We start from the raw sequence: 14,587 nt of genomic DNA on the forward strand, positions 1-14,587 counted from the left end.
CATGTGGACGCAGCGCCACCCAGACGGCTACGACCGCCATCCCCTGCACCGGGACGACCAGGGGGGGGAACGGATCTGGCCGGAGACCAACTGCTACGTCGATCTGTGGATCGAGGCGCTGCACGCCCGCGGACTGGAACCGCGGGCGATGCTGGGCTTCACCGTCGCCCAGGATTTCGAAGGCGACCAGTTCACCTTCTTCAAGGTGCCGCTGGAGGATCTGGAGACGCTGTACGGCCTGCGCGTGCAGGAGCTGGCGATCTACGACAGCGTCGAGGCCCATGTGGCCGAGCAGTTGCGGCGCAGCCCGGATGGCGGTCTGGTGCTGGTGGAGGTCGACGGCTTCCACCTGCCGGACACCCGCGGCACCTCCTACGGCACCACCCATGTGAAGACCACGGTCGGCATCGTCCGCATCGACCCTGTCGCCGGGACGATGGACTATTTCCACAATGCCGGCTTCTACCGGCTCGATGGTGCCGATTACCAGGGCGTCGCCGCGGCGGCGGCCGGGCCGCTCTTCCCCTATGTCGAGTTCGTGAAGCCCGGCGGGATGGCGCTGGAGGGCGGGGCGCTGGTCACCGCGTCGCTCGACCTGCTGCGCCGCCATCTCGCCCGCCGCCCGGCCGGCAACCCGGTGACGGCCTACCGCGCCGCCTTCCCCGAGCATCTCGACCGGCTGCTCGCCCGGCCGATGGAGTATTTCCACCTCTACGCCTTCAACCTGCTGCGCCAGCTCGGCGCCAACTTCGAGCTGCTGGGCGCTCATCTCCGCTGGCTCGACGGCCCTGCGGACGCGGTGGAAGCCTGCAACTCCATCGCCGAGGGCGCCAAGGCGATGCAGTTCCAGCTGGCCCGCACCGTCGCCCGGCGCAAGGCGCCCGACCTGACCGACAGCTTCGACCGGCTGGAGCGCGGCTACGACACCGTCATGGGCAGTCTGGCCCGCCGGTACGGGTGAGCGGCGATGGCCCGAATCCGAGCGGTCACGGGACAGCGGCGGACCCTTCTGGATCGGGGATGGACGCTGACCGTGTCGACTCCCGGTGGACTGGACAGCGGGGAGGTCATCCCCGCTCCGGTTCCCGGCACCGCCGCTGAGGCCCTCCAGGCCGCCGGCCTGTGGTCGGTGGAGGACCCGGCCCCGCTGCACGACAGGGATTTCGTCTACCGCACCCGGCTGTCCGGCTTCGGCCCCCATGTCCTGCGCTTCCACGGCCTTGCCACCATCGCGGAGGTGCGGCTGGACGGCGACTGCATCCTGACCTCCGACAGCATGTATCTGGCCCATGAGGTGCCGGTGACGCTGAACGGCGAGGCGGAGCTGTCCATCCGCTTCCACGCCCTGCACCCGGTGCTGGCGGCGAAGAAGGGCCGCGCCCGCTGGCGTCCAAAGCTGGCCGAGCCGGCGGGACTGCGCTTCGTCCGCACCACCCTGCTGGGCCACATGCCCGGCTGGTGCCCGCCGATCCATACCGTCGGCCCCTTCCGCCCGGTGGAGCTGGTGGAGGAAACCGGCCCCTGCCGTGTCCTCGCCGCCGACCTGCGCAGCGGCTATGACGGGCGCGACGGTCACCTGTCGCTGCGCCTGACGGTGGAGGGCGCATCGGCCGGGGCCACCGGATCGGTCGAGGTCGCCGGCCACACGGCGCCTCTCGTCTTCGACGGCGTGGACGGCTTCACCGCCGACCTGACCCTGCCGGGCGTCGAGCCCTGGTGGCCGCACACCCATGGCGAGCCGGTCCTGCACGGCGTCGCCGCCCGGATTGGATCGGTCGAAGTGGAGCTTGGCCGTGTCGGCTTCCGCTCGCTGGCCGTCGACCGCGGGGCGGACGGCACCGGCTTCGCGCTGCTGGTGAACGGCGAGCGCGTCTTCTGCCGCGGCGGCTGCTGGGTGCCGGTCGATCTTGTCGGGCTGTCGTCCGACCGCGCCGCCTACGAACCGGAACTGCGCCGGCTGCGCGAGGCCGGGGCCAACATGGTCCGCGTCGGCGGCACCATGCTGTATGAAGGCGACGCCTTCTTCGAGCTGTGCGACGAGCTGGGCCTGCTGGTTTGGCAGGACGCCATGTTCGCCAATTTCGACTATCCGACCGACGCCGCCTTCCTCGACAGCGTGCGGGCGGAGATCGCGCAGCTGCTCGACCGCACCCAGGCGTCGCCGTCGCTGGCGGTGCTCTGCGGCGGCAGCGAGATGGAGCAGCAGGCGGCCATGCTGGGCCTGCCCCGAGCCTCCTGGGTCCAGCCGGCGCTGAGCGCGGTGATCGCGGAGGAGACGGCGGCCCGGCGGCCCGACCTGATTCAGGTGCCGAACTCGCCCAGCGGCGGGCCGCTGCCCTTCATCGCCAATGCCGGGGTGACCCATTATTACGGCGTCGGCGCCTACATGAAGCCGCTCGACGATGCCCGGCGGGCCGGCGTGCGCTTCGCCAGCGAATGCCTCGCCTTCGCCAACTTGCCCGAGGACGATCCGCCGGGCGTTCCGGCGCTCCACCATCCGCGCTGGAAGGCGCGGGTTCCGCGCGATCCCGGCGCCTCCTGGGACTTCGAGGATGTGCGGGAGCATTATCTGGAAACCCTCTACGCCGTCGATCCGCGCCGCCTGCGCTACGAGGATCCCGACCGCTACCGCCGCCTGTCGCGCGCGGTGACCGGCGAGGTGATGCAGGCGGTGTTCGACGAGTGGCGGCGCGCCGGCTCCAGTTGCGCCGGCGGGCTGGTCTGGCAGTGGCGCGACCCATGGGCCAGTGGCGGTTGGGGCGCCGGCTGGGGCGTGGTCGCCGCCGACGGCACGCCGAAACCAGCCTGGTACGCCCTGAAGCGCGCCTTCCGCCCGCTGCGGGTCATCCTGACCGACGAGGGCGTCAACGGGCTGGCCGTGCATCTGGTCAACGACACCGCCCGCCCGGTGCAGGCTCTGCTGCGGCTGACCGCTTGGCGGGAGGGGTCGGTTCCTGTGCTGAAGGCGGAGCGTCCGGTGGCGATTCCGCCGAGGGGTGCGGTAGCGCTGGCCGCCGCCGAACTGTCCGACCGCTTTTTTGACACGACCTACGCCTACAGGTTTGGGCCTATCTCGCACGATGTGGTGACGGCTCAGTTGCTGCTGGCCGAAAGGGACGCGGAACCAATTGACGAGTCTCATTATTTTCCAAAGGGGCGCTCGCTGCCGCGCGCCGACCTGGGGTTGACGGCAGTGGTCGAGCGCCAAGGGAGTTCAGGCGGCGACGAGTGGGCGCTGCGGCTCGCGACAGGACGGTTTGCCTGTTCGGTGCATGTTGAGGACGAGCGGTTCCAGGCGGATGACGGCTGGTTCCATCTGTCCCCCGGCGTCGAGCGGGTGGTCCGCCTGCGGCCGCGGGCCGGTTCGCAGACTGGGAATGGGTCTCGGGTTGGGGTTACGGACGGGACGGCATCGGCCGGACGGATGGTGCCAGACGGCGAGGTCCATGCGCTGAACGCGCTGGCGCCCGTCCGCTACAGGGGGAACGCATGAAGCCGACACCGGTGGTGTTCGAGGGTTGTTTCGGATGGCTGCACCCGGCCGAGGGGCTGCGCGGGGTGGTGCTCTGCGGTCCCTACGGGTACGAGGAACTGTGCGCCCACCGGGCATGGAAGAGCTTCGCCGAAAGCCTGGCGTCCGCCGGGCTGCCGACGCTGCGGTTCGACTATCCCGGCTCCGGCGATTCGGCCGGCGACGACGGCGAACCCGACCGGGTGCGTGCCTGGCTCGATGGCGTCAAGGCGGCGGTCCGCCGCCTGCGCGAGGATACCGGCGTCACCGACGTGACCCTGGTCGGCTTCCGCATGGGCGCGCTGCTCGCCACCGCCGCCGCGCTGGAGATGGCGCAGGACGGGCAGGGCATCGACAGGCTGGTCCTGCTGTCGCCGATCACCTCGGGCCGCAAGGCGGTCCGCGAAATGCAGACCCTCTCCTCCATCGTGCTGCGTCCGGTCTGCAACCCGGAACCGCCGGAGCGCTCCTCCTGGCTGAACGTCATCGGCATGCCGCTGACGCCGGAAACCGCGCTGACGCTGGGCGGCCTCAACCCCTGCGACGCACCGGCACTGCCGGCGCCGCGCATCCTGATCGCCGACCGGCCGGAGGGGAAGACCCCGGTGAAGCTGGCCGCCCGCTGGCGCACGCTGGGTGCGGTGGCGGAGCCGATGGGCGTCAGCGGCATGATGGAGCTGACCCAGCAGCCGCAGCGCGCCCAGGCCGCCGCCGCGTTCGAGCCGGTGCTGCGCTGGATCGTCGCCGCCGCTCCGGTCGCCAGCGGGGCCACCCCGCCGCCGGACCGTCCGGCCGGTCTGATGATGCCGACCGCGGTCGAACGCCCGATCTTCTTCGGCAGCGCGCCGGAGCTGTTCGGCATCTACTGCACGCCGGTCCTGGCCGATCCCGCCGGCAACCGGCCGGCCATCCTGTTCCTGAACAGCGGCGCCACCCACCATGTCGGCTCCGGCCGCGCCACGGTGGTGCAGGCGCGGCGGCTGGCGGCGCGCGGCTACACCTCGCTCCGCATCGACGCGGCCGGCATCGGCGACAGCCCCGACCGCCCCGGTTTCCCCGACAATCTCCTCTACAACAAGGAGGTGATGGGCGACGTCCGCGCCGCCCTGAACTGGCTGGAGGAGCAGGGGCACGAGCGCATCGTCGTCATCGGCCTGTGCGCCGGCGGCACGCCCGCGCTGCATGCCGGCCTTGGCGACGACCGCGTCGTCGGGCAGATCGTGCTGAACCCCGGCCGGTTCGAGATGGGCGGCGGCATCGCCGTGTCGGAGCTGATGCGGACGGTCGCCTTCCGCTCCACCAAGGAATATCTGATCGAGGCGCTGAAGCCGGCCCGGCTGCGTGCCAGCTTCCGCAAGCCCGCCCGCCTGACCGGGCTGGCCAGGCGTCTGGCTGGACGCTTCTTCCGCAAGGTGCTTCTCCGCACCGGCCTGACCCGCCACGCGCTGCGCATGTTCCGCCGCCTGTCGGTGGAAGGCCGGCGGGTGCTGGTGGTCTACAGCAGCGGCGACATGACGCTGGCCGAGTTCTACCTGCATCTGGGCGAGGGCGGCCGGGCGCTCGACGGCCTGTCCGGCATCGAGGTGGCCTATCTCGACCGCTCCGACCACAGCCTGACGGTCTGGGAGGCGCGCGACCGGCTGGACCGCATGATCGACCGCCATCTGGCCGGACTGGACAGCGCGGCGCAGGCGGACCCCGCCGCCTCGGACCTGACCGGCTGGGGCCTGGATCTGTCATCCGGGGGCCTGCCGTCCGGCGAACGGGTGGGGTAGGGGCCCCCTCCGGGACGGGCACGGGCGGCGTATTGACACGGGCCCCGGTGGCGGCGGAACGTCGGCGGTATTGTCATCCCCTGCGGAGACCGTTCCGATGCACCGGATTGAGCTTTCGGACGTTCCGGCCGACTGCGCGCTGTATCCACGCCTCCCGGCGGCGGACTTCCACGACTGCTACCGCTTCCCGGTGCCCGATCCGGAACTGTCGGCGCTCGAACTCCTTATCCAGGTGCTGGCCGCCAGCCCGCCCTGGATCGAGCGGATGATGTGGCTGCGCAACAAGGCGGTCCGTCTGCTCGGCCTGAAGGATCTGGGCGCGCTCGGCGCCGTCGATCCCGCCCGTCCGCCCGGCTCCTACCGGCCCGGCGACCGGATCGGCATCTTCACGCTGGTCGAAAGCCGGGAGGACGAGGTGGTCGTCTGCGACCGCGACAGGCATCTCGACGTCTGGCTGTCGGTGCGCAGGCTCGCTTCCGGCGGCGACCGCCAGCTGGCGGCGGTCACCACGGTGGTCAGGACGAAGAACCGGCTCGGCAGGGCCTACATGCTGGTGGTCAAGCCGATGCACAGGATGATCGTCCCGGCCTCGCTGCGCAGCTATCTCGCCCGCAAGGCCGGGTGATCGCGCCTGAGTTAGGCCAGCAGCTCCGCCAGCGACCGCGCCACCACCTGGGTGGCCTTGCGGAGATCCTCCAGCACCAGCTTCTCGTCGGCGCGGTGGCCGTTGGCCTCCAGCAGGTCGCGCGGGCCGGCGCCGTAGAGGATGGTGGGGATGCCGGCTTCCGAATAATGGCGGGCGTCGGTGTAGAGCGGGATGCCGGTCTGACCGACCGGAACGCCAAGAACCTCCTGCGCATGGCCGGCAAACAGCGCCGCCAGCCGCGGCGCGTCGCCGACCGAGCGGAAGGGCCGGGCCAGCAGGATGCGGCGGATGGAGACACGGATGCCCTCCCGGCCGGCGATGGCCTTCTCGATCAGGGCGCGCAGCTCGGCCTCGACCTCCACCGGGTTCTCTTCCGGGATCATGCGGCGGTCGAGGCGGAAGGTGACGCGGTCGGGCACCACGTTGGTGTTGATGCCGCCCTGGATCAGCCCGACCGTCAGCGACGGGTGGGTGATGCCGGTGACGCTCGACCGGCGCGCCGCCAGCTCCGGCCGGTGGGCATAGAGCGCGGTCAGGATGCCGGTCGCCGCCTCCAGCGCGTCATGGCCGGTGTCGGGGCGGGCGGCGTGGGCGGACTTGCCGTCCACCTGCACCTCCAGATGCAGGCAGCCATTGTGCCCGGTCACCACCGAATAGGCGAAGCTGGCCGACACCGCATAGTCCGGCTTGGAAATCCCCTGGTCGAGCAGCCATTTCGGCCCGATCTCGCCGCCGGCTTCCTCGTCATAGGTCAGGTGCAGCTCGACCGTGCCCCTGAGCGGCGCCTGCGAGGCGATCAGCGCCCGAAGCGCGAAGGCGTAGCTGGCGAAATCCGACTTCGACACCGCCACACCGCGGCCGTACATCACGCCGTCGCGGATCTCGGCGCCGTAGGGATCGCTCGACCAGCCCTCGCCGGGCGGCACCACGTCGCCATGGGCGTTGAGCGCCACGGTCGGGCCAGGGGTCGGCCCGTCGCCGAAGCGGTGGCGGATCACCAGATTGGTGGCGCTGATCATGCCGTTGGCCCGCACCAGTTCGGCCGGCACCGGGTGGCGCTCCACCGTGAAGCCCATCGCCTCCAGCAGCTCGGCGGCGCGGACGGCGTGGGGGGCGCAGTCGCCTGCCGGGTTGTCGGACGGCACCTTCACCAGTTCCGCCAGGAAACGGACCTCCTCGTCGAAGCGGGCATTCACCGCCTCATCCAGGGTAGCGGCGAGGGAGGGGGACAGGTCGGTCATGGCAGGCGGTCCGTCACGGGATGGAGGAGGAGGTTGCGGGCTGGAAATGTTCGACGAAGCGGGCAAGCACGCGGGCGCCGGCCTCGGCGTCGGCGGCGGTGATGCGTTCGGCCGGGTTGTGCGAGATGCCGCGGTCGCAGCGCACGAACAGCATGGCGATGTCGGTCAGCGCCGCCACCGCCATCGCGTCATGGCCGGCGCCGCTCGGCAGCTCCGGCGCGTCAAGCCCCTCGGCCTCGGCGGCGGCGGCGAACTGCGCCATCAGCGCCGGGTGGCAGGCGACCGCCGGGCTTTCATGCAGGGTCTCGAAGCCGATGGCGACACCGCGGGCGTCGGCGATGGCCTCCAGCCGGGCGCGGACCGCGCCGACCCGCTCCAGCCGCAGCCCGTCGCGGTCGGCGCGCAAATCGATGGTGAAGCGGACCTTGCCGGGGATGACGTTGGTGGCGCCGGGCGACGCCTCGATCCGGCCGACGGTGCCGACCAGCCGCTCCTGGCCGGAGCACAGCTCCTCCACCGCCAGGATCATCTCGGCCGAGGCCGCCAGCGCGTCGCGGCGCAGGGTCATCGGCACGGTGCCGGCATGGCCGGCCATCCCCTCCACCGTCACCGCGAGCCGGGTGGCGCCGGCGATGGCGGTGACGATTCCGACCGGCCGGCCCAGCGCCTCCAGCACCGGCCCCTGTTCGATGTGCAGCTCGGCATAGGCCAGCACGTTCTCCGCCTTGTAGGCGGCCGTGGCCCAGGCGGCGGGGTCCAGCCCGAAGGCGGTCATGGCGTCGGCCAGCCGGGTGCCGGCGGCGTCGCGCGTCTCCAGCACCGCCGGGTCGAAGGTGCCGGCGATGGCGCGGCTGCCGATCAGGGTCGACTGGAAGCGCGTGCCCTCCTCGTCGCCGAAGCCGATCACCTCGACGGCGAAGGGCAGGCGCCGGCCGCGGGCGTGCAGGTCGGCGGCCACGGCGATGCCGCTCAGCACCCCCAGCATGCCGTCATAGCGCCCGGCATCGCGCACGGTGTCGAGGTGCGAGCCGATCAGCAGGGCCGGCAGCCCCGGCTTGTCGCCCTCGTAGCGGCCGACGATGTTGCCGACCGCGTCCTCGTGCACGCCCATCCCGGCTTCGCGCATCCAGCCGGCGACGAGGTCGTTGGCGCGGCGGTGTTCCGGCGTCAGGTAGAGGCGCGACAGCCGCCCCTCCTCCGCGCTGATCGCCGCAAGCGCGTCGATGCGGTCGAGAAGGGCCGCTCCCGACAACAGAGACTCGGGCTGCGGAGAGTCGGGCGGCAGGGAATCGGGCATCGGCGGTTCCGGAATGCGCTGAGGAAGCGGGACGATGGAATCAGGACTATGGAAGCGGTTATACGCCGAAGCCGCGCTGCCGCCCTAGCCCCCGGCCGGCGAAGACAGTTTCAAAGAATCCCGGAAAGGCGCAGCCCCAGCGCCGTCCGCCCGTGCCGCAGCGCAAAAAGACAGGGCGGAATTCGTTGGTGGTGCCGAATAATGCCTACCACCCTCTGGAAGCCTCGGGCAGACTTCATAGATGAGGATGAACAAAAGCGCCCGGTCAACGGTCGTATTGGGGGTCTTATCGGGGCGCGTATTTGCTGCGAGTGCGAAAGAAACAGCTGAGGGGAGGTGCGTCCATGACGTCGTTCGATCCCGACATGCCTTTCGAGAACGCAACGCCGATTGGCCGACCCGGTGCCGGCCTGTGGTTCAACAACCGGACCGAGCTGGCCCAGGCCCGCACGCTGGCGGGGTGGATCACGCTGCTGGCGGAGGACCGCGGGCTGGACGACCGCCAGCTGGCCGTCGCCACCGGGCTGGACATCGAGGATGCGCGCGCCGTGCGCGAGGGGGCGGTGGCGATGCTGCCGCCCCGGCTGCTGAACGGGGCGCTGGCCCGGCTGGAGGGCCGGAACGACGAAGGGCGGCTGCAATAGCTGCAAACCGCCCTTCGCGAAACCGGAAAGCCGTGGCGCCGCGTCAGGCGACGGACAGCACATCCACATACATGTTGGCCGGTGCCGACAGGTGGATGCGGTACAGCATGCCGGACTGGTCGACGATGATGTCGGCGACCGGGTTCTTGGTCGACAGGTCGGTGACCGCGGCGCGCACATTGCGCGGCAGCTGGTCCAGTTCGACGTCGCGGTAGCCGGACTTGTCGGAAAGCTTGATGGTCTTGTTGCCCATGATGGCAGCTGCTCTGTTCCAGAAGGCTTGAGAGGGGATACTCGATTGGCCGCGGGACAATGGTCCCCGACGGTTAACCAACGGTTAAGCAGCCTCTCCGGTCCTGCGATCCCCGGCGCAGGGCAGCAGCGCATGCGGTGCAGGGGGGCGAACGCCCCCCGGCAAGTCCTTGACTCAGCGGCGGTTGCGCGCGTCGCTGCCGGCCCCGCCACTTTCGGCCATGGCGTCCCCGTGCCGCAGGGTGTCGTCCTCCGGCAGCGGCTGCTTGCCCAGCACCATGGAGCTGTTGTCGAGCGCCGCCACCATCGCGTCCCGTGCCGGGGCGCCGGGGCCGGTCACGCTGCCCTCGCCCTGCGGAGCCGCCGGTTCCACCCGCTCGCCGATGCCGACGGAGGTCGTCTGGCCCGGCGCGGTCCGGCCGGCGATGCGCAGGTCGTTCTGCACATGGCCGACGCCCGACACGCTCTCGGCGATGTCCTCCGCCCGGCGGCGGGCCGCGCGGTCGCCGACGGTGCCGGACAGCGTCACCTCGCCCCCCTCCACCCTCACGCCGATGTCGGAGGCGTCGATGTGGTGGTCGTCGGTCAGGCGCTCGTTGATGTCCTCCAGGATGCGTTCGTCGGAGCGGCGGTAATTGCGCGGGCCGACGCCGCGATAGTGGGCCTGCGGGCTCATCTTGACGAACTCTTCGCTCCAGGGATGGCGGTGCATGGCGGCCTCCGTCTCGTTGATTTCGGACTCCTTTGCCCTTTAACAAAAGTTGCGCCCGTGGCGTTCCGGCGCTTGAGCCCGGCGCACCCGGAAGGTCAGCCTTGCGGGGTGAAAGGGGATGGGGACCGAAAATGCCGCAACCTTGGCCGCGCCCGGCTGTTCGGTCCGAAAAGCTTTCGGTCGAGGTGCGTGCCATGAAACAGTCCGAACGAAGCGTCGCCCTCTGGGCGATGGTCATCCTGCTGGCGGTTCTGGGGTTGGGGGCGCTGGGCGGCGGTCTCTGGCTGATCCTGCTGGGCGGCTCCTGGTACTACGCCGTCGCCGGCCTGCTGTTCCTCGCCACCGCGGCCTTGCTGGCGAAGCGGTCACCGGCGGCCCTGTCGGTCTATGCGCTGCTGGTGATCGGCACGCTGATCTGGGCCTTGTGGGAGGTCGGGCTGGACTGGTGGCCGCTGTCGGCGCGCGGCGACGTGGTCGCGGTGGTGGGATTCCTGCTGTTGCTGCCCTGGGTCACCCACCGCCTGGGCGAACGCCAGCCGATGGCCGGCGAACCGGCGCCGGGGGCCTATCCCGTCGGCGCCTTCCGCGGCACCGGCCTTGCGCTGACCGCCTCGCTGGCCGTCGTGCTGCTGGTCGCCGTCGCCTCCTGGTTCACCGACCCGCACCGCATCGACGGCACCGTTCCGGCGCGCCAGCAGACCGCCTCCGCCGCGGCTCCGGCCGGCGGTTCGGGGCCAGCGGTCCCGGACGGGGAGTGGCAGGCCTATGGCCGCACCGGCTTCGGCCAGCGCTATTCGCCGCTGACCGGCATCACGCCGGAGAACGCGGACAAGCTTCAGGTCGCCTGGAGTTATCAGACCGGCGACCTGCGCGGCCAGCCCGGCGACCCGAAGGAAACGACCTTCGAGGTGACGCCGCTGAAGATCGGCAACCGGCTGTTCCTGTGCTCGCCGCACCAGCATGTCATCGCGCTCGACGCCACCACCGGCAAGGAGGTCTGGCGCCGCGACCTTCAGATCGACCCGAAGCAGCTGGCCCTGCAGCACCTGACCTGCCGCGGCCTGTCCTACCGCCCGGCGCCGCAGGCCGCGACGGCCACGGCATCCACCCCTGCGGCCGGCGGCGCCTGCGCTGCCCGGCTGTTCATGCCGACCGCCGACGGCCGACTGGTGGCGCTGAACCCGGAGGACGGGTCGATCTGCACCGGCTTCGGCGAGAACGGGCAGGTCAACCTGTGGGCCAACATGCCCAATGTCCAACCCGGCGCCTATTATTCGACCTCGCCGCCGGTGGTCACCGCCAAGCTGATCGTGGTCGGCGGCACGGTGCTGGACAATGTCTCGACCAAGGAGCAGTCGGGCGTCGTCCGCGCCTTCGACGCCGACAGCGGCCGGCTGGTGTGGAACTGGGATTCGGCCAGGCCGGACCAGACCGCGCCGATTGCCGATGGCCAGACCTACACCGTCAACTCGCCCAACAGCTGGTCCATCGCCAGCGTCGACGAGGCGCTGGGCATGGTCTATCTGCCGCTGGGCAACCAGCCGCCCGACCAGTTCGGCGGCAACCGCAGCCCGGAGGTGGAGCGCTTCTCCTCCTCCGTCGTGGCGCTCGATCTGGCGACGGGGCAGGTGCGCTGGGTCTTCCAGACCGTGCATCACGATCTGTGGGACTATGACGTGCCGGCGCAGCCCAGCCTGATCGATTTGACCGTCAACGGCCAGACCGTCCCGGCCCTGGTCCAGCCAACCAAGCAGGGCGAGCTGTTCGTGCTCGACCGCCGCACCGGCCAGCCGGTCCTGCCGGTGACCGAGAAGCCGGCGCCGCAGGGCGCCGCCGAGGGCGACCACAGCGCCCCGACCCAGCCGGTCTCGGTCCTGTCCTACGACCCGCCGCCGCTGAGCGGGGCGGACATGTGGGGGGCGACGATGTTCGACCAGCTCGCCTGCCGCATCGCGCTGAAGCGCCTGCGTTACGACGGCCGCTTCACCCCGCCGTCGCTCCAGGGCTCGCTGGTCTATCCCGGCAATTTCGGCGTCTTCAACTGGGGCAGCGTCGCCGTCGATCCCCAGCGCCAGATCGCCTTCACCACCCCGACATATCTCGCCTTCGTCTCGCAGCTGGTGCCGCGCCAGAACGACACCGACCTCTATGTCCAGGGCGACGAGCGGCCCAAATTCAGCCTGCCGGCGCTGAACGAGAATTTCGGTGCGCCCTATGCGATCAAGCTCGGCCCCTTCGTCTCGGTGCTGGGGCTGCCCTGTCAGGCGCCGCCCTGGGGCTATGTCGCCGCCGCCGACCTGACGACCGGCAAACTGGTGTGGAAGCACAAGAACGGCACCACCCGCGACGCCTCGCCGGTCCCGCTGCCCTTCCGCATGGGCGTGCCCAACCTGGGCGGCCCGATGATGACCGCGGGCGGCGTCGCCTTCCTGTCCGGCACCATCGACTATTATGTCCGGGCCTACGACGTTTCCACCGGCAGGCAGCTGTGGGAAAGCCGCCTGCCGGCCGGCGGTCAGGCGACGCCGATGACCTACCAGGGCGAGGACGGCCGGCAATATGTGCTGGTGGTGGCCGGCGGCCATGGCTCGCTGGGGACCAAGGGCGGCGATTCAGTGATCGCCTACGCGCTGCCGAAGTGAAATCCATCCGTACGAGGTGGTGTAGGATCGCCACTCTCCGCGATTCAACCGACCCCGAGAAGGCAGTTCATGACCATCATCGTCCATCATCTCAACAACAGCCGGTCGCAGCGGATTCTCTGGCTCCTGGAGGAACTGGAGCTTCCCTATGAGATCCGCTTCTACCAGCGCGACAAGGTCACCAATCTGGCCCCGCCGGAGCTGAAGGCGGTGCATCCGCTGGGGAAATCCCCGCTGCTGGAGATCGACGGGCGGATCGTCATGGAGTCCGGCGCCATCGTCCAGCATCTGTGCGAGCGTGCCGGCCGCTTCCTGCCGCCGGCCGGATCGGACGACGCGCTGCGCCATCTCCAGCTGATGCATTTCGCCGAGGGCTCGGTGATGACCCCGGTGCTGCTCGACCTCTATGTCGGGCGGCTGGGCGAGGCGGGGGCGCCGCTGCATCCCCGCATCCAGGAGCAGCTGGCCAGCCATTTCGACTATCTGGAGTCCGAGCTTCGCCCCTCCGGCCATTTCGTCGGCGACGATCTGACCGGCGCCGACATCATGCTCAGCTTCCCGGTCGAGATTGCGATGATGAAGGGCAACCGCGGCCGCTGGCCGAAGCTCGCCGCCTTCGTCGACGCCATGCACGCCCGTCCGGCATGGCAGCGCGCGCTTGCCAAAGGCGGCGCCTATTTCAAGTGACCGCCAATGAAAAGGCCCGCCCCGGTCTCCCGGGGCGGGCCTTCTTCACAAAACCGGCAATCCTCAGCGCGTCGGCACCGGCGGCGTCTGCGAGTAGTCGTAGAAGCCGCGGCCGTATTTCTTGCCGATCCAGCCGGCCTCGACATACTTCACCAGCAGCGGGCAGGGGCGGTACTTGCTGTCGGCAAGGCCCTCGTACAGCACCTGCATCACCGCCAGACAGGTGTCCAGCCCGATGAAGTCGGCCAGCTCCAGCGGGCCCATCGGGTGGTTGGCGCCCAGCTTCAGCGCGGTGTCGATGGCGTCGACGCCGCCGACGCCCTCATACAGCGTGTAGACGGCCTCGTTGATCATCGGCAGCAGGATGCGGTTGACGATGAAGGCCGGGAAATCCTCCGCCACCGCGGCGGTCTTGCCGATGGCGAGCGTCAGTTCCTTGATGGCCTCGAAGGTCGGCTCGTCGGTGGCGATGCCGCGGATCAGCTCGACCAGCTGCATCACCGGCACCGGGTTCATGAAGTGCATGCCCATGAACTTGGCCGGACGGTCGGTCGCCGCCGCCAGACGGGTGATCGAGATCGACGAGGTGTTCGTCGCGATCAGCGCCTCCGGCTTCAGGTGCGGGACCAGCTTCTTCAGGAGGTCGCGCTTCAGCGCCTCGTTCTCGGTCGCGGCCTCGACCACCAGATCGCAGTCGCCGAAGATCGACAGGTCGGTGCCGGTGACGATTCGGCCCAGAGCCGCCGTCTTGTCCGTCTCGCTCAGCTTGCCCTTCTGGATCTGCCGGTCGAAGTTCCGGGAGATGCCGGCGAGCGACTTTTCCAGCGCCGCTTCGCTGATGTCGGACAGGGTGACGGCGTAGCCGGCCTGGGCACAGACCTGGGCGATGCCGCTGCCCATCTGGCCGGCGCCGATGATGCCAATCTTCTTGATCGTGGTCATGGAGGCTGTCCCGCGAAGGATGTGGGGTGGTTGGTCCGCCGCGGCGTCACCGGTTCCGTCCGGTGACGCCGCGGCGGTCCGGATCAGCGCGCCTTATCCAAGCTTTTCCGTCAGCTCCGGCACGGCCTTGAAGAGGTCCGCGACGAGGCCGTAATCGGCGACCTGGAAGATGGGCGCTTCCTCATCCTTGTTGATCGCGACGATGACCTTGCTGTCCTTCATGCCGGCCAGATGCTGG

Annotated in this window: 12 protein-coding genes and 1 pseudogene; 7 read left to right on the forward strand and 6 right to left on the reverse strand. The window is 70.2% G+C overall.

What is annotated here, in order from left to right:
• Position 1: 1 nt before the first annotated feature.
• From GBZ48_RS27630 to GBZ48_RS27645, 4 genes are all read left to right on the forward strand, one after another.
• Entirely contained in the window at positions 2-961 is a 960-nt protein-coding gene (locus tag GBZ48_RS27630) for a DUF1839 family protein (protein ID WP_174473965.1), read from the forward strand.
• 72 nt (positions 962-1,033) lie between these two features.
• On the forward strand, positions 1,034-3,493 hold the full coding sequence (locus tag GBZ48_RS27635; protein ID WP_343049699.1) for a glycoside hydrolase family 2 protein: 2,460 nt from the start codon (positions 1,034-1,036) through the stop codon (positions 3,491-3,493).
• Positions 3,490-5,286, forward strand: a complete 1,797-nt coding sequence (locus GBZ48_RS27640; RefSeq protein ID WP_174473967.1) for an alpha/beta hydrolase — start codon at positions 3,490-3,492, stop codon at positions 5,284-5,286. The genes GBZ48_RS27635 and GBZ48_RS27640 overlap by 4 nt, the downstream gene beginning before the upstream one ends.
• 97 nt (positions 5,287-5,383) lie before the next feature.
• Entirely contained in the window at positions 5,384-5,911 is a 528-nt protein-coding gene (locus GBZ48_RS27645) for a DUF2867 domain-containing protein (RefSeq protein ID WP_174473968.1), read from the forward strand.
• A gap of 11 nt (positions 5,912-5,922) precedes the next feature.
• Here GBZ48_RS27645 and GBZ48_RS27650 read toward each other — a convergent pair whose 3' ends face one another.
• Positions 5,923-7,173, reverse strand: a complete 1,251-nt coding sequence (locus GBZ48_RS27650) for a M20/M25/M40 family metallo-hydrolase (protein WP_174473969.1) — start codon at positions 7,171-7,173, stop codon at positions 5,923-5,925.
• Between the two features lie 13 nt (positions 7,174-7,186).
• Positions 7,187-8,470 (reverse strand): allantoate amidohydrolase, encoded by a 1,284-nt coding sequence (locus tag GBZ48_RS27655; protein WP_174473970.1) that lies wholly within the window; start codon positions 8,468-8,470, stop codon positions 7,187-7,189.
• Between the two features lie 344 nt (positions 8,471-8,814).
• Between GBZ48_RS27655 and GBZ48_RS27660 the strand changes: the two genes are divergently transcribed.
• Complete coding sequence (locus GBZ48_RS27660; protein WP_174473971.1) at positions 8,815-9,114, forward strand: hypothetical protein; 300 nt, start codon at positions 8,815-8,817, stop codon at positions 9,112-9,114.
• Positions 9,115-9,157: 43 nt separating this feature from the next.
• On the opposite strand, the gene GBZ48_RS27665 is transcribed toward GBZ48_RS27660, so the two are convergent.
• Positions 9,158-9,367, reverse strand: coding sequence for a hypothetical protein (locus GBZ48_RS27665; RefSeq protein ID WP_098735531.1), 210 nt, complete (start codon positions 9,365-9,367; stop codon positions 9,158-9,160).
• Between the two features lie 174 nt (positions 9,368-9,541).
• Positions 9,542-10,078 carry a BON domain-containing protein gene (locus GBZ48_RS27670; protein WP_174473972.1) on the reverse strand — a complete coding sequence of 179 codons (537 nt, stop codon included), beginning with the start codon at positions 10,076-10,078 and terminating at the stop codon, positions 9,542-9,544.
• 194 nt (positions 10,079-10,272) lie between these two features.
• Here GBZ48_RS27670 and GBZ48_RS27675 point away from each other — a divergent pair, with 194 nt between their 5' ends.
• Positions 10,273-12,720 (forward strand): membrane-bound PQQ-dependent dehydrogenase, glucose/quinate/shikimate family, encoded by a 2,448-nt coding sequence (locus tag GBZ48_RS27675; protein ID WP_174473973.1) that lies wholly within the window; start codon positions 10,273-10,275, stop codon positions 12,718-12,720.
• Between the two features lie 69 nt (positions 12,721-12,789).
• A complete protein-coding gene (locus GBZ48_RS27680) occupies positions 12,790-13,407 on the forward strand; it encodes a glutathione S-transferase family protein (protein WP_174473974.1) in 618 nt (205 codons plus the stop codon).
• Positions 13,408-13,470: 63 nt separating this feature from the next.
• Here GBZ48_RS27680 and GBZ48_RS27685 read toward each other — a convergent pair whose 3' ends face one another.
• The gene (locus GBZ48_RS27685; protein WP_174473975.1) at positions 13,471-14,349 is read right to left on the reverse strand and encodes a 3-hydroxybutyryl-CoA dehydrogenase; all 879 of its coding nucleotides are present in this window, start codon (positions 14,347-14,349) and stop codon (positions 13,471-13,473) included.
• A gap of 93 nt (positions 14,350-14,442) precedes the next feature.
• Positions 14,443-14,587, reverse strand: a pseudogene (locus GBZ48_RS27690) (electron transfer flavoprotein subunit alpha/FixB family protein); the annotation flags it as partial.

It is taken from the genome of Azospirillum melinis (assembly GCF_013340935.1).
GTDB classification, from domain to species: Bacteria; Pseudomonadota; Alphaproteobacteria; order Azospirillales; family Azospirillaceae; genus Azospirillum; species Azospirillum melinis.

What these genes read in the sequence shown, in the direction of transcription:
- GBZ48_RS27630 (WP_174473965.1), top strand. Translation starts at nt 2, where the DNA reads ATGTGGACGCAGCGCCACCCAGACGGCTACGACCGCCATCCCCTGCAC.
- GBZ48_RS27640 (WP_174473967.1), top strand. Translation starts at nt 3,490, where the DNA reads ATGAAGCCGACACCGGTGGTGTTCGAGGGTTGTTTCGGATGGCTGCAC.
- GBZ48_RS27645 (WP_174473968.1), top strand. Translation starts at nt 5,384, where the DNA reads ATGCACCGGATTGAGCTTTCGGACGTTCCGGCCGACTGCGCGCTGTAT.
- GBZ48_RS27650 (WP_174473969.1), bottom strand. Translation starts at nt 7,173, where the DNA reads ATGACCGACCTGTCCCCCTCCCTCGCCGCTACCCTGGATGAGGCGGTG.
- GBZ48_RS27655 (WP_174473970.1), bottom strand. Translation starts at nt 8,470, where the DNA reads ATGCCCGATTCCCTGCCGCCCGACTCTCCGCAGCCCGAGTCTCTGTTG.
- GBZ48_RS27660 (WP_174473971.1), top strand. Translation starts at nt 8,815, where the DNA reads ATGACGTCGTTCGATCCCGACATGCCTTTCGAGAACGCAACGCCGATT.
- GBZ48_RS27665 (WP_098735531.1), bottom strand. Translation starts at nt 9,367, where the DNA reads ATGGGCAACAAGACCATCAAGCTTTCCGACAAGTCCGGCTACCGCGAC.
- GBZ48_RS27670 (WP_174473972.1), bottom strand. Translation starts at nt 10,078, where the DNA reads ATGCACCGCCATCCCTGGAGCGAAGAGTTCGTCAAGATGAGCCCGCAG.
- GBZ48_RS27675 (WP_174473973.1), top strand. Translation starts at nt 10,273, where the DNA reads ATGAAACAGTCCGAACGAAGCGTCGCCCTCTGGGCGATGGTCATCCTG.
- GBZ48_RS27680 (WP_174473974.1), top strand. Translation starts at nt 12,790, where the DNA reads ATGACCATCATCGTCCATCATCTCAACAACAGCCGGTCGCAGCGGATT.
- GBZ48_RS27685 (WP_174473975.1), bottom strand. Translation starts at nt 14,349, where the DNA reads ATGACCACGATCAAGAAGATTGGCATCATCGGCGCCGGCCAGATGGGC.